Annotated in this window: 17 protein-coding genes; 9 read left to right on the forward strand and 8 right to left on the reverse strand. The window is 70.4% G+C overall.

Annotated elements, in window-relative coordinates:
• Positions 1-85: 85 nt before the first annotated feature.
• From EDF24_RS03800 to EDF24_RS03810, 3 genes are all read left to right on the forward strand, one after another.
• Complete coding sequence (locus EDF24_RS03800) at positions 86-1,003, forward strand: carbohydrate ABC transporter permease (RefSeq protein ID WP_123655286.1); 918 nt, start codon at positions 86-88, stop codon at positions 1,001-1,003.
• Between the two features lie 9 nt (positions 1,004-1,012).
• The gene (locus EDF24_RS03805) at positions 1,013-1,942 is read left to right on the forward strand and encodes a carbohydrate ABC transporter permease (RefSeq protein ID WP_123701144.1); all 930 of its coding nucleotides are present in this window, start codon (positions 1,013-1,015) and stop codon (positions 1,940-1,942) included.
• 61 nt (positions 1,943-2,003) lie between these two features.
• Positions 2,004-3,314, forward strand: coding sequence for an ABC transporter substrate-binding protein (locus tag EDF24_RS03810; protein ID WP_123701145.1), 1,311 nt, complete (start codon positions 2,004-2,006; stop codon positions 3,312-3,314).
• A 130-nt stretch (positions 3,315-3,444) separates the two neighbouring features.
• On the opposite strand, the gene EDF24_RS03815 is transcribed toward EDF24_RS03810, so the two are convergent.
• From EDF24_RS03815 to EDF24_RS03845, 7 genes are all read right to left on the reverse strand, one after another.
• Positions 3,445-4,659, reverse strand: a complete 1,215-nt coding sequence (locus EDF24_RS03815) for a glycosyl transferase (protein ID WP_123701146.1) — start codon at positions 4,657-4,659, stop codon at positions 3,445-3,447.
• Complete coding sequence (locus EDF24_RS03820) at positions 4,656-5,456, reverse strand: HAD-IIB family hydrolase (protein WP_123701147.1); 801 nt, start codon at positions 5,454-5,456, stop codon at positions 4,656-4,658. The genes EDF24_RS03815 and EDF24_RS03820 overlap by 4 nt, the downstream gene beginning before the upstream one ends.
• A gap of 239 nt (positions 5,457-5,695) precedes the next feature.
• Positions 5,696-7,123, reverse strand: a complete 1,428-nt coding sequence (locus EDF24_RS03825; RefSeq protein WP_123655293.1) for an MATE family efflux transporter — start codon at positions 7,121-7,123, stop codon at positions 5,696-5,698.
• Between the two features lie 106 nt (positions 7,124-7,229).
• A complete protein-coding gene (locus tag EDF24_RS03830) occupies positions 7,230-7,673 on the reverse strand; it encodes a MarR family winged helix-turn-helix transcriptional regulator (RefSeq protein ID WP_207909549.1) in 444 nt (147 codons plus the stop codon).
• A 92-nt stretch (positions 7,674-7,765) separates the two neighbouring features.
• Positions 7,766-8,512, reverse strand: a complete 747-nt coding sequence (locus EDF24_RS03835) for a copper homeostasis protein CutC (RefSeq protein WP_123701148.1) — start codon at positions 8,510-8,512, stop codon at positions 7,766-7,768.
• Positions 8,509-10,053: a M81 family metallopeptidase gene (locus EDF24_RS03840; protein ID WP_123701149.1), complete on the reverse strand. Its 1,545-nt coding sequence runs from the start codon at positions 10,051-10,053 to the stop codon at positions 8,509-8,511. The genes EDF24_RS03835 and EDF24_RS03840 overlap by 4 nt, the downstream gene beginning before the upstream one ends.
• On the reverse strand, positions 10,046-11,230 hold the full coding sequence (locus EDF24_RS03845) for an ROK family protein (RefSeq protein WP_123701150.1): 1,185 nt from the start codon (positions 11,228-11,230) through the stop codon (positions 10,046-10,048). The genes EDF24_RS03840 and EDF24_RS03845 overlap by 8 nt, the downstream gene beginning before the upstream one ends.
• 188 nt (positions 11,231-11,418) lie before the next feature.
• On the opposite strand from EDF24_RS03845, the gene EDF24_RS03850 reads away from it, so the two are divergent.
• The 5 genes from EDF24_RS03850 (at position 11,419) to EDF24_RS03870 (ending at position 17,827) form a co-directional block, all read left to right on the forward strand.
• Positions 11,419-13,215, forward strand: a complete 1,797-nt coding sequence (locus tag EDF24_RS03850; protein ID WP_123655297.1) for a peptide ABC transporter substrate-binding protein — start codon at positions 11,419-11,421, stop codon at positions 13,213-13,215.
• Between the two features lie 86 nt (positions 13,216-13,301).
• Positions 13,302-14,261: an ABC transporter permease gene (locus EDF24_RS03855; protein WP_123655298.1), complete on the forward strand. Its 960-nt coding sequence runs from the start codon at positions 13,302-13,304 to the stop codon at positions 14,259-14,261.
• A 55-nt stretch (positions 14,262-14,316) separates the two neighbouring features.
• Positions 14,317-15,213: an ABC transporter permease gene (locus EDF24_RS03860; RefSeq protein ID WP_123701151.1), complete on the forward strand. Its 897-nt coding sequence runs from the start codon at positions 14,317-14,319 to the stop codon at positions 15,211-15,213.
• Positions 15,210-16,907, forward strand: a complete 1,698-nt coding sequence (locus EDF24_RS03865; RefSeq protein ID WP_123701152.1) for an ABC transporter ATP-binding protein — start codon at positions 15,210-15,212, stop codon at positions 16,905-16,907. The genes EDF24_RS03860 and EDF24_RS03865 overlap by 4 nt, the downstream gene beginning before the upstream one ends.
• Positions 16,904-17,827, forward strand: coding sequence for an ROK family protein (locus tag EDF24_RS03870; RefSeq protein WP_185021546.1), 924 nt, complete (start codon positions 16,904-16,906; stop codon positions 17,825-17,827). The genes EDF24_RS03865 and EDF24_RS03870 overlap by 4 nt, the downstream gene beginning before the upstream one ends.
• A 149-nt stretch (positions 17,828-17,976) precedes the next feature.
• On the opposite strand, the gene EDF24_RS03875 is transcribed toward EDF24_RS03870, so the two are convergent.
• Entirely contained in the window at positions 17,977-19,374 is a 1,398-nt protein-coding gene (locus tag EDF24_RS03875; RefSeq protein WP_123701154.1) for a GAF domain-containing serine/threonine-protein kinase, read from the reverse strand.
• Between the two features lie 121 nt (positions 19,375-19,495).
• Here EDF24_RS03875 and EDF24_RS03880 point away from each other — a divergent pair, with 121 nt between their 5' ends.
• Positions 19,496-20,383, forward strand: a complete 888-nt coding sequence (locus EDF24_RS03880; protein WP_123701155.1) for an SDR family oxidoreductase — start codon at positions 19,496-19,498, stop codon at positions 20,381-20,383.
• The last annotated feature ends 14 nt before the right edge of the window (positions 20,384-20,397 follow it).

The raw sequence follows: 20,397 nt of genomic DNA on the forward strand, positions 1-20,397 counted from the left end.
ATCGAGTGTTTACTTTTCGTCATCGACGGGCAACGTGTCGGAAACACGCCCTTCCTATCGTTCATCGCAGAACGAAGGAGGCACGATGCCGAGTGCTGTCGCAGCACCACCCAGGTCGTCACTGGAGCGCAAGGAAGGTCGAGCGGGCTACGCCCTGATCGCCCCGACGAGCATCCTGCTGGCGCTGTTCTACCTGTACCCACTCGTCCAGACGGTCGGGTACTCGTTCACGAACTGGAACCCGGCGACCGGCGTCGCGGGCAGCTTCGTCGGCCTCGACAACTTCGCCGGCCTGCTGCAGGACGACGAGTTCCTGCAGGCCGCCGGCAACACCGCGCTCTACGTGGTGATCGTCGTCCCGGTCACGATGGTCCTCGGCCTGTTCTTCGCCGCACTCCTCGCCCAGCCGTTCCGCGGACGCGGGGTCTACCGCGCACTGCTCTTCGTGCCCTACATCGCCCCGATCGTCGGCAGCGCCCTGATCTTCAGCTTCATCCTGTCGCCGCTCGGTGGCCTGGTGAACGGCGTCATCACCGCGCTCGGCGGTCCGCCGATCGGCTTCCTCAACTCCGAACCGTGGGCGCTCGTCAGCGTGATGGTGTTCTCGGTGTGGCAGGGCGTCGGCTACGCGATGATCATCTACTCCGCCGCGCTCACGAACATCCCGGCCAGCTACCACGAGGCCGCGACGCTCGACGGGGCCGGCCCGGTCCGCCGCTTCTTCACGATCTCGCTGCCCCTGGTGGCACCGACGACCGGCTTCCTCGCGGTGACCGGCGTGATCAGCGCGCTGCAGGTCTTCACCCAGGTCTACGTCCTCACGCAGGGCGGCCCGCTCGGGTCGACCGAGACGATCCTCTACTACATCTACCAACAGGGCTTCGTCTTCTTCCACGGCGGCTCCGCGAGCGCGGCGGCCGTGGTCCTGCTCCTCGTCGGCATCATCGTCGCCGTCATCCAGCTGCGGTTCATCAACCGCCGCGACCCCATCGAGCTGACCTAGGAGGCCGACGTGACCCAGATCGAAGCCGACGCCCCCACCGGCAACGTGCCCCGAGCCTCCCGTCCGGCCCCGACCGGGGCGACCCGGCCGCCGATCCGCCGTCGGCCGTTCCGTGCACGCTGGCGGAAGACCAGTCCGGCGGTCCTCCGCCACCTCATCCTGATCGTCGCGGTCGTGGTGTTCTTCGGCCCGTTCCTCTGGATGGTGCTGACGAGCTTCAAGTCCTCGGCCGAAGCGCTGTCGTTCCCGCCGACGTTCTTCCCGCGGGAATGGCGGTTCGACAACTACACGCAGGTGTTCGAGGTCGCGCCGTTCGGGATCTACTACCTCAACTCCACCATCGTCGCCGTGCTCACCACGGCGGGGCAGATCGTCACGAGCCTCGCGGCCGGGTTCGCGTTCTCCCGCCTGCACTTCCCGGGCAAGAACATCGTCTTCGTGATCCTGCTCGCCGCGCTCCTGGTGCCGTTCGAGGTGGTGTTCACGCCGCTCATCAGCCTGCTCTCCTCGCTCGGCTGGCTGGACAGCTACCAGGGGCTGATCGTCCCGAACATCCCCTCGATCCTCGGGGTGTTCCTGTTCCGGCAGTTCTTCACGTCGTTCCCGGCCGAGATCGAGGACGCCAGCCGGGTGGACGGCGCGGGGGTCTGGCGGCGGATGTGGTCCGTCGTGGCACCGATGGCGACACCGATGATCGGCTCCTTCGCGGTGCTGTCGTTCGTCTACAACTGGAACAACTTCTTCTTCCAGTTCCTCGTCGCCTCGAAGACCGAGTTCTTCACCGTCTCCGTCGGGTTGACGCAGCTGCAGTCCGCGAACGCGGCCGAGAGCTTCAACCTCCTGATGGCCGGTTCCACCCTGGCGATCCTGCCGGTGTTCATCGTGTTCCTGATCTTCCAGAAGCAGATCGTGTCGGCGATGGCCGGCGGTCTGCGCTGAAGCGCACCACACCACGCACCACTTCCCTGCACTTCTCCCCGAGGTCCGGAAAGGACATCCCATGCGTTCACGAATGCTCGGCGTGGCAGCACTCGCCGTCGCTGCCGCCGTCTCCCTGTCGGCCTGCGCCGGCGGCTCCGTCACCGGCAACAGCGGCGACTCGAACGGCAAGACCCAGATCACCGTGTGGCACAACTACACCGGCGACCAGGCGAAGGAAGCCAAGAAGCTCATCGAGGAGTACAACGCCTCGCAGGACAAGATCGAGGTCACCGCGCAGTACGCCGCGCAGAGCGACCAGTTCGACGCGAAGCTCATCAACGCGCTGAAGAACGACACCGGTCCGAACATGGTCCTCGGCGACAGCACGCCGCAGAAGATCGGCCAGGTCGTCGAGACGGGCAAGGTCGTGCCGCTCGAGAAGTACCTCTCCGCCAGCGACTCCACCATCACCACCGACAGCTTCACCGAGGGCATGCTCGCCACCGGAAAGTTCGAGGGGAAGACCTACACGCTCCCCACCGACATCGGCGACTACGCCGTCGTCTACAACAAGGACATGTTCAAGGCGGCCGGCATCACGGACACCCCGACCACGTGGGCCGAACTGCAGGCGGACGCGAAGAAGCTCACCAAGGGCACCACGCAGTACGGCATGTACCTGCCGATCGGCACCGGTGAATGGCCCGTCTTCACCTACCAGTCGATGCTCTGGAGCGCCGGCGGCGAGTTCATGAACGCGGACAACACCAAGGTCGAGTTCAACAGTGACGCCGGCGTGACCGCGCTGAAGGCCTGGACCGACATGCTCAAGGACGGCTCGGCGTACCCGCAGTCGCTGATGACCTCCACGTCGAACGGTGGCACGCCCGCCATGACGGCGAAGAAGGCCGCGATGGCGATCACCGGCGCGTACGACCTCGGCACGCTCGACGAGGCGCTCGGCAAGGACAGCGTCGGCGTCTTCCCGCTCCCCGGCATCAAGCAGAACGCCGCGAACCTCGGGACGAACAACTCGTACCTGCTCGAGGGCACGAAGGCCGAGAAGGACGCCTCGTGGGACTTCATGCAGTGGTGGCTGAGCCCGAAGACGGAGGCGAAGTGGGACATCGCGACCGGCCTGCTCCCCGCCAACACGGCGACGAACGACGACGCCACCTGGAAGAAGCACCTCGCCGACAACCCGCGCCTGCAGGCGTTCGCGGACGAGCTCGCCTACGCGAAGTCCCGTCCCTCGATCGTCGCCTACGGCGAGGTCAGTGAGGCGCTCTCGAAGGAGCTCGAGAAGGCGATGCTGCTGAAGGAGGACCCGGCGGACGCCCTCGAGACGGCGGAGAAGAAGGCGCAGGCGGTCCTGGACGCGGCCGACTGAGCCAGGGCTGCCGGGGCTGCCCGGGCGCTGAACCATCGAGTGCGCAGACGATGCGTCCGACCGACGTCGTGGCCCACATCGTCTGCGCACTCGATCGCGCACGCGGGCCGGCCGACCACGCTGACGGCGCTCAGTCCTGCTGGTCGGCCTCCACCGCCGCGCTCAGCCGCTCCAGCACGTCGGGGACGGCCGAGCGGACGCGGCTCCAGCTCGGGATGAACGGCTTGTCGTTCGGGCGGGCGGTGAAGGCCGTGCCGGCGTCGAGGACCGCCTGCGTGAAGAGCTCGACCGCGGCCTCCTCCGCGTGCTGGTCGAACCCGAGGCCGTTCATCTCCGCCTCGTGCCGGTAGATCTCCACGATGTCGAGCGCGTTCCGGTAGTACGTCGCCTTGAGCACCCGGAACGAGTCGGACGTCAGCGGGACGCCCATGGTCGCGAGCTTCCGGAGCAGCGACTGCACGATGTCGTTCCCCATCCGCGCGAGCCCACCGCTGCCGTCCGCCTCGGCGAGGGGCTGGTGCTTGTGGTCGTACGCGTCCGCGATCTCGACCTGGCACACCTGGCGGGTGGCGTAGTCGCGGTACACCTCGGACAGCATCCCGATCTCCAGGCCCCAGTCGCCGGGGATCTTCAGGCCGTTGAGGACGTGCGCGCGCATCGCGAACTCGCCGGAGAGCGGGTAGCGGAAGCTGCTGAGGTACTCCAGGTACTCGGACTCCCCGTAGACCTGGCGGAGCGAGCGGAGCAGCGGGCCGACCAGCAGCCGCCCGACGCGTCCGTTGATCCGGCCATCGGCGACCCGGGCGTAGTAGCCCTTCGAGAACTCGTAGTCGAACGCCGGGTTCGCCAGCGGGTACAGCATCCGGGCGAGCATGCCGCGCTCGTAGGTGGTGATGTCGCTGTCGTGCAGGGCGATGCACTCGGCGCGCTCGGACGCCAGCGCGTAGCCCGTGCAGTACCAGACGTTCCGGCCCTTGCCGGGTTCGCCGGGCGCCAGACCCTCCCGCTCGAGCTCGGCGTCGAGCTCCCGGAGTCGCGGCCCGTCGTTCCAGAGGATCCGGTGCCGCTGCGGCAGTCGCGCGAAGAACTCCCGCGCGTGCTCGAACTGCGCGCGGTCGGCCCGGTCCAGCCCGATCACGATCTCGCTGAGCCAGTCCGCCTCGGCGAGCTCGTCGACGATGCGGTGCAGCGCCGGGCGCTCGAGCTCCGAGTACAGGGCGGGCAGGATCAGGCTCATCGGCCGCTTCTCCGCGAAGCGTCGGAGGTCGTCCTCGATGCTCGCAGCGCTGCGACGGCTGAGGTCGTGGAACGTCGTGATGACGCCGTTCTGGTGGAAGTCGCTCATCGGTCGCTCCTCAGGAAGTGGGTGATGCCCTCGGTCCACCCCTGCGGGCCGGGGGACGTGGTGCGGTACACGCGCTCGGGACGGTCGTCAGCGAGTGGTCCCGGGGTCGGGCCGAGGCCGCGGACGACCACGGCGAGGTCGACGGCGTCGAGCAGCGCGGTGTCGTTCGGGCCGTCGCCGAGGCCGATCGTGCGCGGCGTCCGGCCGGTTCGTCGCTCGTGGTCGGCGACGAGCATCCCGACCGCTGCCCCCTTGTCGCGCCCGGTCGGCAGCACGTGCCAGAACCGGCCGCCACGCACGAGGTCGAGTCCCGCCGCCGCGAGGCCCGTGCGGAAGTCGTCCGCGCGGTCGTCGTCCTCGGCGTGCCAGAGCAGGACCTCGGACGCCGCACGCCGACGTGCCGCGGACGCGGCACCGACGTCCAGCCCGGTCCAGGTCGCGACGACCTCGTCGGAGACGCCCGAGAACGTCCCGAAGTGCAGGTCGAGTGCGTCGCGCAGGTCGCCGAGCACGTCGAGCACGTGCGCCAGGCCGTCGTCCGCCGGTCCGACGAGCACCCTGCCCCCAGGGGCGACGACGACCGCGCCGTTCTCCGCGACGAACGCTTCGCCGAGCAGTCCGGTGCGCTCCTGGAGCGCCGTGATCTCGGAGGTGGTCTTGCTGCTGCAGAACACCACCGGCACGCCGTCCGCCCGGAGCCGGTCGAGCAGCGGCAGGGCCGCGTCGAACGAGTAGTCGTGGTGGTCGAGGAGCGTGCCGTCGAGGTCGGTGACGACCATCAGGTCGGGTGGTGGCATCGGTCTCCGCTCGCGGCTGGCTGGGCTGCGGGCGGCGACGCCCCGCACCAGCCTCCCACGTGCTGGTGACGGGGAGGTGAACGGACGGCGAGGGCAGTCGGAGCCCCACCGGGTCCGAGTGCGCAGCAGATGTCGTGTCGAGCCGCTTCAGGAGCGTCTTCTGCGCGCTCGAATGTGACGGACGGGAGGCTCGGTGCCAGCCGGCACCGAGCCTCCCGTCCGTCATCGGGTGCGTCCGGTCAGGCGGCCGCTTCTTCCAGGACGGCTTCCGCCCGCTCTGCGCTGCCCTCGGCCAGACCGCGGTCGATCCGACCGCGCGATGCCAGCCAGATGACGACACCGGCGAGGAAGACCAGGATCTCGGTGATGGTCAGGGCCCAGATGATGCCGGCGAGGCCGAACCACAGGTTGCCGAGCAGGACGATCGGGATGAAGAGGATGCCCTGCGCCATGGACATCGCGATCGCCGGGGTGGCGAGGCCAGCGGCTTGGAACAGCGAGGTGAACAGGCCGGTGAAGCCGTTCACGATGGTGGCGACGAGCTGGGCGACCAGGATCGTCAGGCCGATCGCCAGGACGGAGTGGTCGGAGGAGAAGATCGTGAAGACCTGCTCGCGGAAGACGAACACGGTGCCCGAGAAGATCAGCACGATCGCGCCGACGGTGAGTGCCGATGCCTTCAGCGCCGAGTTGAGGCGGGCTCGGTCGCCCTTGCCGTAGGCGTAGGCCAGGAGCGGCAGCACACCGATCGTGACGCCCATCACCAGGAACTCCGGCACCTGGGCGATGCGGACCGCGACACCCATCGCGGCGAGCGGGTCGTCGCCGTACTGCGCGGCGAGGTTGTTGAGCACGAGGGTGGTCACGATGAGGAACCCGGCCTGCAGCAGCTCGCTGACGCCGATGCCGAACACCGGCTTGAGGACGGCGGGACGGAGCGTGAACCAGCGGAGCGACAGGGAGACGTTCTCGCTGTGCTTGCCGAGCCACAGCACCCAGTAGACGATGCTGACCGCGTTGGCGAGGCCGACCGCGAGCGCGGCTCCGGCGACGCCCCAGTGCAGCACCAGGATGAAGAGCACGTCGAAGACCAGGTTCCCGATCGTCGACAGGATGAGGCCGATCATCGCCTGGCGGGCAGCGCCCTCGGCGCGGACCATCTGCTCCAGGCAGAACGCGGCGGCGAGGACGGGGACGAAGGCGAGCATCACGCTGACGTAGGCACTCGTGGCGGGGACGGCTGCGGCGTCAGCGCCGAGTACGCCGACGAGGGGCTGCAGGAGCAGGAGTCCGATGCCGCCGAGCACGATGCCGGTGATCACGGAGCCCCACACCGCGAACGACGCGACGTGCTTGATCTCGCCGGCCTTGGCGGGGTCCTTCTCGGACGCGCCGAGCAGGCGGGACATCAGCGCGCTGCCGCCGACGCCGAACACGCCGCCGATCGCCATGATGAGACCGAGGAGCGGGGTGCCGAAGGTGATCGCGGCGAGGAGCGAGGTGTCGTGCTGCGAGCCGATGAAGCCCGCGTTGATGACGTTGTAGAGGGCGCTGACGACCATCGCGGCGGCCATCGGGACGCAGAGGTGGACGAGGGCCCTGGCGATCGGGGCGGCGGAGAGGTACCAGCGGTTCTTCTGTGCGGCGGTGAGGGCTTCGGTGGTCATGGTGTGCTCCTTCCCTCCCGGTTCCGGGCAGGGTCGAGCGCGCGCCGACGGACGCCGGCACGGCGATGGTGTGTGTGGGAGTGGGGGCGCCCGGGTGGGCGGTGGTCTACCGGGTGGGCTCGTCGAGCTCCGCGGTGACCTTCAGCAGCAGGGTGCGGAGGGTGTCGCGTTCGTCCGTGGTGAGCGGCGCGAGGAGGGTGTCGTCGAGGGCGAGCATCGCGTCGGTGAACCCGGCGATCAGTTCGATGCCGGCCGGTGTGGCGTGGACGAGCTTCGTGCGGCCGTTGGCTGCGTCCGCTCGGCGTTCGATCAGGCCGCGCTTCTCGAGCCCCTGCAGGAGGCTCGAGACGCTCGCGGCGCTGGTCCGGGTCATCTCGGCGATGTCGCGCTGGATGGCGCCCGGGTTCTGCTGCAGGTAGCCGAGCACGAAGCTCTGCTCGTGCGTGAGGTCGCGGTCGCGCACCCACTCATCGGCGGCCTTGCGCTGCGCCCACCCGATCCAGCGCATGAGCTGGAGTGGGGAGTCGAAGTGCGGTGCCTGCTGCGTCATGATCAGAACTCTAAGTGTTCGATCTCTAACTGTCAACCTTCGAACTGACCGCGGCGAGCGCAGGCGACGCAGGCGGCGTGTGCGGCGGCGGGCTACGCCTCGTCGAGGGCGGCGCGCGCAGCGCGGACGACGTCCGCGTCGGTCACGAAGTGCGCGGAGCCGTCGTCGGCACCGCCCATCGGGACGCCCGCGTGCGCGCTGTCCGGCGCCGGACGCTTCGCGGAGAGGTGGACGGCAGCTGCTCCCGTGGCGACGAGCGCCGGGACGTCAGCGGGGATGACCCCGGCGCCTGCCATCACCTGCACGGGCCCGGCGGCCGACACCATCCGGGCGATCGTCGCGGCTCCGGCGAGGGCGGTGGGCTGGCCGCCCGAGGTCAGCACGCGCGTGAACCCGAGGTCGGCGAGCGTCGCCGCAGCCGCGACCGGGTCGGCGGCGTGGTCGATCGCCCGGTGCAGGGTGACCTCCACGGAGTCGCGGACGGACCGTGCGGCGTCCACGAAGCGACGGAGGACGTCGTCGTCGAGGGTGTGGTCCGGGCGCAGTGCCCCGACCACGACGCCGGCGGCCCCGGATCGGAGCACGGCGCGGAGTTCGCGCTCCATGAGCTCGATCTCGGCGGCGTCGTAGACGAACCCGCCCGGCCGGCTGCGGATGAGCGCGTGCGCGGGGATGCCCGTCTCGTGGGTGGCCTCGACGAGGGCCTGCGACGGGGTGAGCCCACCGAGTTCCAGGCCGACGCAGAGCTCGACCCGGTCGGCGCCCGCGTCCCGCGCGACGACCGCGCCGCCCGGCGAGGTGATGGCGATCTCGAGCGAGACGGATGGGGCAGTGCTCACGCGATGGCTCCGAGTGGTTCGTTCGAGGACGGGATGATCCGGGCGCGCAGGTCGGGCGCGGTCGGGAAGACCCGATCGTACGGGAACATCGGTCGCACGATCCTGTGGTGCCCGAGCCGCTCGAGGTCCTGGTCGACGCCACCGGGGGTGAGCGCGAGCATCCAGTCGGCGGACATGTCGAACAGCTCCGGTTCGAGGTACCCGATCTTCACGATCACGATGTCGGCCTGGCGCGGCGCGAGGTCGAGGTCGGTGAAGTCGTGCTCGTGGTGGTACGGCTTCCGGAGCTTCGTGAGGATCGCGAAGACGCTGCCGACCTGCAGCACGACCTCGGTCTCGGCGTCGCGGTCGCCGTGCTTGATCGCGTGCACCCGCCCGGTCATGGTGATCGGTCCCGCGTGCACGGCATCGACGGTTGCGCCAGCGGTCACGGTGACAGTCGCACCGACACCCGCGGAGACCGCGGTGGCCACGGCGGCGGCGCCGGGGACGCTCGCGTAGATCACGACGGGGCCGTCGGCGGACTGGAACGCCGGGTGTGCGAGCACCTGCGTGAGCCCCCACGTCATGTCGCCGGAGCCGCCGGCGGTCGGGTTGTCGCCCGAGTCGGAGATGAAGTACGGCCGTGCGGCACCGGGGGCGAGTGCGGCGGCGAGGCACTCGTCGAACGAGCCGGTCGGCGCCACGAAGACGAAGTCCTCGCGGACGTCCCAGAACGCCCGCGCCAGTCGTTCGGCGCCGGCGGCGACGGTGTCCCGGTCCCATCCGGTGACGACCGTGACGGCGCGGTCGCGGGGCTGGTCGGCCCAGGCGTACCCGACCCAGATCGCGGCGTCGAGCACGCCGTCGGTCGCCTCGACGACGGGGACCTGGGCGTACAGCGACGCGGCGGGCTCGATGCGCGTGGAGGTCTGCTCGCCGGGCAGCAGCACCGGGATCGGGATCCACGCCTTCACCGGGCGCTGGGCCCCGACGGGCCGGGTGGTGAGCACGTCGACCAGGTTCCGGACGGCGCGTTCCTTCGTCTCCATGGCGTCCTCGTGCGGGGCCATCCGGTAGCAGGTGACGAGGTCGACCTGGTGCGCGAGCTCCTGCGTGACGTTGCCGTGCAGGTCCATCGACGCGGACACGATGACGTCGGGGCCGATCACCGCGCGGATGCGTCCGAGCAGGTCCGCTTCGGCGTCGTCCAGCCCCTCGACGACCATCGCCCCGTGGATGTCGTACCAGAGGCCGTCCACGGACGTGGTCGACACGATCGAGGCCAGCCGCGCGACGATCTCGTCCGCGAGTGCCTCGTAGGAGTCCCGCGCGACGATCCCGCCGGGCAGCGCGTGCCCGATCAGTGCGCCGTGGAAGTCCGCGTCCAGCGACGCCAGGAACGGGTACCGCGCGACGACCTCGTCCCCGCGGTCCGGGTGGAAGGCCGGCGCGAGGGTCCTGGTCGGGGTGAACGTCGAGGTCTCGATGGCGAGCCCGGCGATCGCGATGACCGGGCGGCGGGCGGGTGCGGTGGGCGAGGTGGGGACGGTGTCAGACACGGACGCTCCTGTTCCTGGTGGTCGACTGGGGGATGGGCGTGGACAGCTCCTGCAACGAGGCCGCGAGGCCCCGCTGCAGGGCGAACTGCCCGGCGCCGACGAGTCCCGCGTCCGCGCCGAGTGAGGCGCGCTCGATGGCGAGGTGCTCGGTCACGAGCGGGTGGCAGCTCTGGTAGAGCTGGCTCCGCACGGCCGCGACGAACGGGTCGAGGGTGGAGAGGATGCCGCCGAGGTAGACGGCATCGGGGTTGAAGAAGTTCACGTTGGCGGCGAGCACCTCGCCGAGGTACCGCCCGGCCAGCCGCACCGCGCGGGTCGCCTCCGGGTCGGCATCCGAGGCGAGCCGGACGACGTCCGCGGTCGAGGACACCGGCACACCCGCGCTGGAGAGGATCCGCACGAGGGCGGCACCGGACGCCACGGTCTCCAGGCACCCGGTGTTGCCGCACGAGCAGGGGGTGTCCCCGGCCGCGTCGATGCGCACGTGCGTGATGTCCCCGGCGGCGCCGGTCGACCCGCGGTAGAGCCGGCCGTCGATGATGATCCCGGCGCCGATCGCCGATCCGGCCTTGATGGTGATCGCCTGCCGCCTGGCCGGGTCCTGCACCGTCTGCTCGCCCGCTGCCATGCAGTTCGCGTCGTTGTCCACCGCCGCCGGCACACCGAAGCGCTCGGTCAACCAGGCGACGACGGGGAACCCGTTCCACCCGGGCATCCGGCTCGGCAGGTCGACGACCCCCGCCTCGACGTCGACGGGGCCGGGCAGGCTCAGCCCGACGCCGCGGAGTCCGTCACGTCCACGGCCGTCGATCAGCGAGTCGAACAGCGCCGCCAGGCGCGTCAGGCCGGCGGTCGGACCGTCGGAGAGCGCGAACGGGACGTTCGCGACCGACTCGAGCGAGCCTCCCGGCAGGACGATGCCGACGCGCGCGTGTCCGCCGCCGACGTCCGCGGCGACCGCGTACTCGTCCACCCCGCCGATCCGCAGCACCTTGCGGGGCCGGCCACCGGTCGAGGCGTCGGTGCCCTCCTCGGCGAGGATGCCGTGCTCGAGCAACTGCCCGACGACGTGCGAGACGGTCGACGGCGCGGCACCGAGCAGCTGGGCGATCTCGGTCCGGCTCGACGCCTGACCGGATGCGATGAGCTCCAGCACCCGGGAACTGAGGTCCGGCACGACTTTCTCCAATCGAGGCGGAAGCACGGGCGAATTGCCGTTCGACCGCGACTCTAACGGGCAGACAGAGCGGTGAACCCTTTCGACCGAACCGCAGAAACGAAGTATTTACACGAGAACGTTTGTTTTTCCAACGACTTTGGTCGTTGACTGTGCGCATCCCGACATCCCTCGTACAAGGAGTCCGCATGACCAAGCCCCGTCGCTGGGCCCTCCTCACCGGAGCGGCACTCGCGGTCAGCGCGCTGCTCGCCGGCTGTTCCGGGGGCGGTTCCGCCACCACGAACGCGAAGTCCGACGAGATCAACTACGCGCTGCCGGCCAACTTCACGCCGAACTGGATCCTCCCGATCGGCACCGCAGCGCACCTCAACACGAACAACGGCTCCATCGCGCAGTCGCTGTACGAGCCCCTCGTCGCCTACGACGGCTCGACCGGCAAGATCGCGTGGAACAAGGCGGGTTCCGTCGCCACGGCCGCGGACTTCGCCAGCGACGGCAAGAGCGTCACGATGACGCTCGGCGACCGGCACTGGTCCGACGGCAAGGCGATCACGAGCCGCGACGTCGAGTTCTGGTTCAACCTGATCAAGGCGAACAAGGCCCAGTGGGGCTCGTACTCCGAGGGCAAGGCGCCGGACAACTGGACCTCGTTCAAGGCCGTCGACGACACGCACTTCACGATCACGTTCGACAAGGCGTACAACTCCGACTGGATGCTCGCGAACCAGCTGAGCCACATCATCCCGCTGCCGCAGCACGCCTGGGACAAGACCAGCGCGGACGCGAAGGTGACCGACGCGGACGAGACCACCGCCGGTGCGAAGGCCGTCTGGAAGTACCTCAACACCGCCGCGGGGAAGATCTCCGACTACGCCAGTGACGACCTCTGGAAGACCATCTCCGGGCCGTACGGCGTGACCTCGTTCACCACCGCCGGCAAGGTGCAGCTCACCGCGAACAAGCAGTACGACGGCGGCGAGAAGCCCTCCATCACGACGGTCAACCTGCTGCCGTACACGACGACCGACGCCGAGACGAACGCCGTCCGCTCCGGCGCGGTGGACTACGGCTACATCAACGCCACCGACCTCGACCAGAAGGACTCCTTCACGTCGAAGGGCTACGACGTGGAGCCGTGGACCGGCTGGGCGATCACGTACATGCCGTACAACTTCAACAACCCCACGATGGGCGCCGTCTTCAAGCAGCTGTACGCCCGCCAGGCGGTGCAGATGTCGGTCGACCAGAAGAGCCTGTCGAAGGTCGTCTTCAACGGCACGGCCACCTCGACCTACGGGCCGATCCCGCAGGCGCAGGCGTCCGACTACGTGTCCGACACGCAGAAGGACAACCCGTACCCGTTCAGCACCGCGAAGGCCAAGGCCCTGCTCACCAGCCACGGCTGGACCGAGAAGAGCGGCACGATGGTCTGCACCGACGCCGGGTCCGGCGCCAGCCAGTGCGGCGAGGGCGTCGCGGCCGGCACGAAGTTCACGATGTCCGTCCTGTCGCAGTCCGGCTCGACCGTGACCGACAACATGATGAGCGCCATCCAGTCCTCGCTCCAGAAGACCGGGATCGGCTTCACGATCAAGACGGCTCCGGTGTCGAGCGTCCTCTCGCAGACCCCGACCTGCACGAGCGACGAAGCCAGCTGCGACTGGGACCTGTCCTTCTTCGGCACCGCGGGCAGCTGGTACTTCCCGGCGTACCCGACCGGTGAGTCGCTCTTCCAGACCGGCGGCTCGGCGAACTTCGGCAGCTACTCGAACAAGCAGGTCGACGCGCTCATCGACGCGACGACCACCTCGACCGACTCCGCCGCCGTGCAGCAGTACAGCGCCGCCGTCGCGAAGGACCTGCCGGTCATCTGGCTGCCGAGCCCGGACTACCAGGTCTCCGTCGTCAAGCAGGGTCTGACCGGGTTCGACCAGGACTCGCTCGCGAACTTCCACCCGGCCCAGTGGAAGTGGAGCAAGTGACCACCTGACGGGAGGCTCGGTGCGGGTCCGACCCGCACCGAGCCTCCCGTCCTGCTCGCGGCAACCAACCGACCAACGGAAGCAGCATGACCACTGCCCTCTACCTCACCCGGCGGGTGCTCCAGGCGCTCGCGGTGATCCTCATCGTCACGATCGTCGTGTTCTGCCTGCTGCACGCGCTGCCCGGCGGACCCGCTCGCGGCGTCCTCGGCGTCTCCGCGACACCGGCGCAGATCGCGGCCTTCAACCAGTCGCAGGGGCTCGACCAGCCGCTGCCCGTGCAGTACTTCCGGTTCCTCGGACGGCTGCTGACCGGCGACCTCGGCACCTCGTACACACTCAACGAGCCGGTCTCGCAGCTCATCCGCGAGCGCCTGCCGAAGACCCTCGTCCTCACCGGGCTCTCCGCCGTCCTCGGGTTGGTCATCGCGATCCCGATCGGCATGTGGCAGGCGGCCCGCCGGAACGGCGCCGTCGACTACACCGTCACCGCGCTCGCCTTCGTCTTCTACTCGACGCCGGCGTTCTTCCTCGGGCTCATCCTAATCGTGGTGTTCAGCCAGCAGCTGCCGTGGCTGCCGTCGCAGGCACCGAGCGGCAACACCCTCGCCGAGGTCTTCCAGGACCCCGCCGGACTCGTCCTGCCCGTGCTCACCGGAGCGCTCGCGATGATCGCCGTGTTCAGCCGGTACATGCGGGCCTCGACGCTGGAGAACCTGCAGGAGGACTACGTCCGCACGGCCCGGGCCGGAGGGGCGTCGACGATGACGATCCTCCGCCGCCACGTGTTCCGGAACTCCCTGACGCCGGTCGTGGCGATGCTCGGCTACTACCTGCCCGTGCTGTTCGGCGGCGCGCTGGTGACCGAGCAGCTCTTCAACTACCCCGGAATGGGCCTGCTGTTCTGGAACGCGGCGCAGTCCTCGGACTACCCGACGCTCCTCGGCTGCGTGCTCGTCATCTCGATCGCGACCGTGATCGGCACGCTGCTCGCCGACGTCGCGCAGTCCTTGATCGACCCCCGAGTGAAGGCGGACCGCGCATGACCGGCGCAGCTCACATCGACACGTACCGACACCGCACAGTGAAGGCAGGTCGCGCATGACCACCGTGCAGATCGCACCGGAAGCCCCCGGCGGGACCGTCTCCGTCGCGTCCACCGGGTGGCGGCTCGCCGCCCGCCGGTTCTCGCACAACACCCTCGCCGTCATCGGCCTCGCCGTCATCGTCGTGATCGTGCTGTTCTGCTTCGTCGGCCCGTTCGTGTACCCGACCGACCAGACCCACACGCAGCTGTCGCAGGCGAACCTCGGCCCGGGCGCCACGCACTGGCTCGGCACCGACGCCGTCGGCCACGACGTCCTCGGCCGCCTGATGTACGGCGGCAAGGTCTCGCTCATGGTCGGCATCGCCGCCGGTGTCCTGGCCACCGTCGTCGGGACGCTCTGGGGGTCCGTCGCCGGGTACGTCGGCGGCTGGGTCGACGCCGTGATGATGCGCATCGTGGACGCGGGCATCGCGATCCCCGCGCTGTTCATCCTGCTCGTGATCTCGGCGATCACCACGCCGGGTGTCGCCGGGCTCATCGTGATCCTCGGCCTGGTGTCCTGGCTCGTGCCGTCCCGCCTGATCCGCGCCGAGACCCTGACGCTGAAGAACCGCGACTACGTGCTGACGCTCCGCGCGATCGGCGGCTCGCACGCCCGCGCCATCGGCAAGCACCTGCTGCCGAACTCGGTCTCGACGATCGTCGTCGCGGCGACGTTCCAGGTCGCCGACGCGATCCTCCTCGTCGCGTACGTCTCCTACCTCGGCCTCGGCGTGCAGGCGCCGGCGACGGACTGGGGCGGCATGCTCTCGGCGGGACTCACCGCCGCGTACTCGGGGCGGTGGTGGCTGATCGTGCCGCCGGGTCTCGCCGTGATCCTGGTCGTCTGCGCGTTCAACGCGGTGGGCGACGGGCTCCGGGACGCTTTCGACGTGAGGGGCCGGGGATGACCGACACCATTCTGCAGACCACGGACCTCGGGGTCTCGTTCAGCACCGAGTCCGGCACGGTCGACGCGGTCCACGGCGTCTCCCTGTCGGTCGCGCCGGGCGAGACGCTCGCGCTGGTCGGGGAGTCCGGCTCGGGCAAGTCCACCGTCGCGCTCGCCGCGATGGGGCTGCTCTCCGGCAACGCGACGGCGACCGGCAGTGCGGTCGTCGCCGGCCACGAGGTGATCGGTGCAGCAGAGCCCGCCCTCCGCGGACTCCGGGGCAGCACCGTCTCGATGGTGTTCCAGGAGCCCGCCACCGCGCTCGACCCGCTCACCCGGGTGGGTGCGCAGATCGCCGAGGTGATCCGGAACCACCGCTCCGTCTCGGCAGCGGACGCCGCCGAGGAAGCCGTCGAGCTGCTGCGGAAGGTCGGGATCCCCGACCCTGCCTCGCGCACGAAGAACTTCCCGTTCCAGCTGTCCGGCGGACAGCGACAGCGCGTCGTGATCGCGATGGCGATCGCGAACTCGCCGAAGCTGCTCATCGCGGACGAGCCGACGACCGCGCTCGACGTCACGGTGCAGGCCGAGATCCTCGAGCTCCTCCGCGCACTCGCGGTGGACAGCGGGACCGGGGTCCTGCTCGTCACCCACAACATGGGTGTCGTCGCGGACTTCGCCGACCGCGTGGCCGTGATGCTCCAGGGGGCGATCGTGGAGACCGGCAGCGTCGAGGACGTCCTGCTTCGTCCGCAGCACGAGTACACGAAGCGGCTGCTCGCGGCGGTGCCCCGCCTGGACACGCCCGAGTCCGTCGCCGCTCGCGACCGATCGGCGGCTCCGGACACATCGGTGACCGGTGCGACCGACGGGAGGCCCGGCTCGGCTCCGGTGGTCGACCTGCGGGACGTCTCGGTGACGTTCGGGCGCGGGGCGCGCGCGGTGCACGCCCTGAGCGGCATCGACGTCGCGGTCCACGCGGGGGAGACCGTCGGCCTTGTCGGTGAGTCCGGCTCCGGCAAGTCCACGGCAGCGCGGGTGGCGCTCGGGCTGATCCGGCCGACCGCCGGCTCGGTGCACCTCTTCGGGCAGGACCTCCGCCGGGCCCGCGGACGGGACGCGCGGGCGCTGCGCTCCGGGATCGGCGTCGTCCTGCAGGACCCCGTCGCGTCGCTCGACGCCCGGATGTCCGTGGGGGAGTGCATCGCAGAACCGCTCGCCGTGCACCGCCGCGGGATGTCCACCAGCGATCGGCGCAGGCGTGTCGACGAGGTGCTCGACGCCGTGCGGCTGCCCCGGGCGCTCGCGAACCGGGCGCCCCGGGAACTCTCCGGCGGCCAGCGGCAGCGCGTGAGCCTGGCTCGGGCGCTCGTGCTCGACCCCCGGCTGCTCGTGGCCGACGAACCGACCTCGGCGCTCGACGTCAGCGTGCAGGAGGCCGTGCTCGAGGTCCTCACCGAGCTCCAGGGCGAACTCGGCTTCGCGTGCCTGTTCGTGTCGCACGACCTCGCCGTCGTGCAGCACTTCGCCGAGCGGGTCGTCGTGATGCGCCGCGGCGTCATCGAGGAGCAGGGGACCACCGGGACGACGCTCCTGCACCCGACGACGGACTACACGCGGCGCCTGCTCGCCGCGGTGCCCGTCCCGGATCCGGTGCTGCAGCGGCAGCGCCGCACAGAACGGCTCGCGACCCTCGCGGCGGTGTCCTCGTGACGCGTGTGCTGGCCGGCATCGACGTCGGCGGCACGAACACGAAGGTGGTGCTCGCGACCCCGGCGCTCGAGGTGATCGACCGCCGCGACCTGCCGACGCCGGCGCACGCGGGCGGGGCGGCGATCGTGGCGGCTGCCCTCGGCGCGGTGAGCGACCTGCTCGACACGCACCGGGCCTCCTTGGCGGGTGTCGGGGTGGGCGCTGCCGGCGTCGTGGACGCGACCACGGGGACCGTCCTCGTCACGGGGAACTCGTTCACCGGCTGGGCTGGTTACGGCGTGACCGACGCGGTGTCGGCGGCACTCGGTGTGCCCGCGACGCTCGACAACGACGTGAACGCGTTCCTGCTCGGGGAGGTCGCTGCCGGTGCCGTCACCGGCGCGCGCGACGTGCTCGGGATGACGCTCGGGACCGGTGTCGGCGGAGCGATCCTGCTCGACGGCACCCTCTTCGCCGGACCCCACGGCGCCGCGGGGGAGATCGGCCACGTGCCCGGGTTCGGCGACGCGCTCTGCACCTGCGGGCAGTACGGGCACCTCGAGACCATCGCCGCCGCACCGGGCATCGCGTCGCGGTACGCGGCACGGACCGGGCACCGGCTCGCCGCGCACGAGGTCGCGGACGCCGCCAGGAACGGCGACGTCGACGCGGCAGCGGTGTTCACGGACGCCGGGTGGGGCATCGCGCGGGGCATCCTGCTGACGGCGGGCATCCTCGACGTGACGACCGTCGTCATCGGCGGCGGGGTGGCGCGGTCGTGGGACCTGCTCGGGCCGGCGATCACCGCCGCGATCGCCGCCGAGCCGCCGGTGAGCGGTGCGACGATCCGCGTGGAGCCCTCGACGCTCGGGTCGGACGCGGTCGCGCTCGGCGCTGCCGCGCAGGTGCGGGCGCTCGTCCGCGACGCCGAGCTCGCGTAGCGCCGGGCCCGGCGCTGCCGGCGCCGCCCCGTCCGCGGTGCGGATCGGCGCAGCACAACCGAAACCGATCCGAACCACGGACATCCGCGGTTCGGATCGATTTCGGTAGTGCGACGGTCGCGCTGCCGGAGGCCGAGCGCTGAGCGGGCTCAGTGCTCCGGCGTCCCCAGGGGCAGCGCGTCGCTCGTGGAGCGGAGCGACTCCTGCCGCAACTCCAGCTGGGTCACTGCCAGCGCGGCGAGGTCCCGGAGGTTCGCGATGTCCGCGTCGTCGGTGTCCCGCGCACGGGTGTCGAGCACCGCGAGGGTGCCGATCGCGACCCCGTCGTGGCGGACCAGCGGCACGCTGACGTAGAACCGGATCCCGAGCGGGCCGGTGACCAGCGGGCTGTCGCGCATCTCCGGGTGCGCCGAGCCGTCGGGGATCACGACCGGCACCGGGACGGGCGCGAACCCGTTGCGGAAGCTGATGTTGCGCGCGGACTCGTCGATGCCCTCGGCGATGTACGACTGCGACCACTCGCGGTCCTCGTCGAGCACCTCGACCAGCGCGATCGGGGCGTCGAACAGCCGTGCCGCCATGGCGGTGGTCCGCTGGAGCGCCTCCTCCGGCAGGACGTCGAGGGTCGCGGGGCGCACCGCTGCCGGCTGCGCCGTGCTGGGCGGGACGGGGACCGGCTGTGCGCCCTGGTCGTCGCCGGCGGTGTCGGCGATGACGACGTCCCGGAGCAACGACACCAGCGCTCCGCCGGTCGGACGAGCCGCGGGGTCGCGTGCGGTCATCGCACGGAGGACGTCCTGCCAGTGCGGCGGGAGCGGCTCGGGGACGACCGGGTCCCGGGACAGCCGGGCGACCGCGGACTCGACGAGGGACCCGGGGAACTCGCGGCGCCGCGTGAAGCACTGCAGCAGCACCAGACCGAGCGAGTACACGTCGCTCGCGGGACCCACCTCGCCGCCGGATGCCTGCTCCGGGCTGAGGTAGGCGGCCGTCCCGGTCGTCACGCCGTCCGCCGTCAGGCGCTCGACGCCCTGGGCGAGGGCGATGCCGAAGTCGGTCAGGCGTGCCCGGGCGCGATCGGCGGCGTTGCCGTAGTCGACGAGCAGGATGTTCGACGGCTTGACGTCACGGTGCACGACGCCGCGGTCGTGGATGTAGTGCATCGCCTCGGCCATGTCGTACCCGATCTCGGCGATGTGCCGTGATGCGAGCGGGCCGAGCGCGAGCCGCTCCTCGAGGTCCTGGCCGTGCACGAGCGCCATCACGATGAAGCGCTGCTGCGCGCCGTGCTGGTCCGTGACGACGCCGGCGTCGAGCAGGCTGACGAGGTTGTGGTGGTCGAGCGACGCCAGGACGCCCTGTTCCGCTTCCTGGCGCGCGATGTCGACCAGCCCGGGGTGGAAGACCTTCACGGCCACCGGGCGATCAAGGGTGTCGTCGTGTGCGGCGTACACGATCGACATGCCGCCCCGCCCGATGATCGACGTCAACCGGTACCGTCCAGCGAGGAGCGCCTGCTGCGCTTCCTGACCCTCCATCGGTGCCATGCATCCCTTGTCTCGGTACCGCCGAACTGATGTTGCATCTTCGCACTCTCCGGCGCTCGGCAGCGACGGGCTGCGTGGAGCGGCTGAACGCGGTCTGCGGGAGCGTGAGGATGCTGGAGGCATGAGCCAGTACGACAAGCGCGACCCGAACACCCTCTACCCCGCACCGCCGTACCCGAAGCAGGAGCAGTCGCTGCCGGGTGCCGCGTGGAAGATGGACCCGAAGCCCGACCACGGCGAGGACAGCTACGTCGGCCTCGGCCGGCTCGAGGGCTACCGCGGGATCGTCACCGGCGCCGACTCCGGCATCGGACGTGCCGCCGCGATCGCGCTCTCGCGGGAAGGCGCCGACCTCGTCCTCTCCTACCTCCCCGACGAGCAGGAGGACGCCGAGCAGGTGCGCGACCTGCTCGAGGGCGAGGGACGCCGTGCGGTGCTGTTCCCGGGCGACATCTCGGACGAGCAGTACTGCGGCGACCTCGTGCAGAAGGCCGTCGACGAGTTCGGCGGGCTCGACACCCTCGTCATGGTCGCCGGTCGGATGGACAGCAACGACGACATCCTGACCCTCGACACGTCCATGTTCGACTCCACGTTCAAGACGAACATCTACTCGCTGTTCTGGCTGACGAAGGCCGCGGTCCCGCACCTCGAGCCGGGCTCGACGATCGTCACCACGGGGTCGATCCAGGCGTCGACGCCGTCCCCGGACAAGATCGACTACGCCGTTTCGAAGGGCGCGATCAAGCTCTTCACCGAGGCCGTCGCGCAGCAGCTCGCGCCGAAGGGCATCCGCGTCAACTCGGTCGCGCCGGGGCCGGTGTGGACGCCGCTCCAGCCGGGCTCGGACGACGCCGAGACGGTGTCGCACTTCGGTGAGCAGTCGCCGTTCGGGCGCCCGGGCCAGCCGGCGGAGCTCAGTGCCGCGTACGTGCACCTCGTCAGCCCCGAGTCGAGCTACCAGTCGGGTTCGACGATCACGATCGCCGGCGGCACCCCCGCGTTCTGACGACGGCGCGCGCT

Source organism: Curtobacterium sp. PhB130, assembly GCF_003755165.1.
Lineage (GTDB): Bacteria > Actinomycetota > Actinomycetes > Actinomycetales > Microbacteriaceae > Curtobacterium.

Bases quoted from the DNA above. Each gene is read 5' to 3' on its own strand.
- EDF24_RS03830 (WP_207909549.1), bottom strand. From the start codon at position 7,673: ATGACGCAGCAGGCACCGCACTTCGACTCCCCACTCCAGCTCATGCGC.
- EDF24_RS03855 (WP_123655298.1), top strand. From the start codon at position 13,302: ATGACCACTGCCCTCTACCTCACCCGGCGGGTGCTCCAGGCGCTCGCG.
- EDF24_RS03825 (WP_123655293.1), bottom strand. From the start codon at position 7,123: ATGACCACCGAAGCCCTCACCGCCGCACAGAAGAACCGCTGGTACCTC.
- EDF24_RS03875 (WP_123701154.1), bottom strand. From the start codon at position 19,374: ATGGCACCGATGGAGGGTCAGGAAGCGCAGCAGGCGCTCCTCGCTGGA.
- EDF24_RS03850 (WP_123655297.1), top strand. From the start codon at position 11,419: ATGACCAAGCCCCGTCGCTGGGCCCTCCTCACCGGAGCGGCACTCGCG.
- EDF24_RS03865 (WP_123701152.1), top strand. From the start codon at position 15,210: ATGACCGACACCATTCTGCAGACCACGGACCTCGGGGTCTCGTTCAGC.
- EDF24_RS03860 (WP_123701151.1), top strand. From the start codon at position 14,317: ATGACCACCGTGCAGATCGCACCGGAAGCCCCCGGCGGGACCGTCTCC.
- EDF24_RS03880 (WP_123701155.1), top strand. From the start codon at position 19,496: ATGAGCCAGTACGACAAGCGCGACCCGAACACCCTCTACCCCGCACCG.
- EDF24_RS03815 (WP_123701146.1), bottom strand. From the start codon at position 4,659: ATGAGCGACTTCCACCAGAACGGCGTCATCACGACGTTCCACGACCTC.
- EDF24_RS03820 (WP_123701147.1), bottom strand. From the start codon at position 5,456: ATGCCACCACCCGACCTGATGGTCGTCACCGACCTCGACGGCACGCTC.
- EDF24_RS03800 (WP_123655286.1), top strand. From the start codon at position 86: ATGCCGAGTGCTGTCGCAGCACCACCCAGGTCGTCACTGGAGCGCAAG.
- EDF24_RS03810 (WP_123701145.1), top strand. From the start codon at position 2,004: ATGCGTTCACGAATGCTCGGCGTGGCAGCACTCGCCGTCGCTGCCGCC.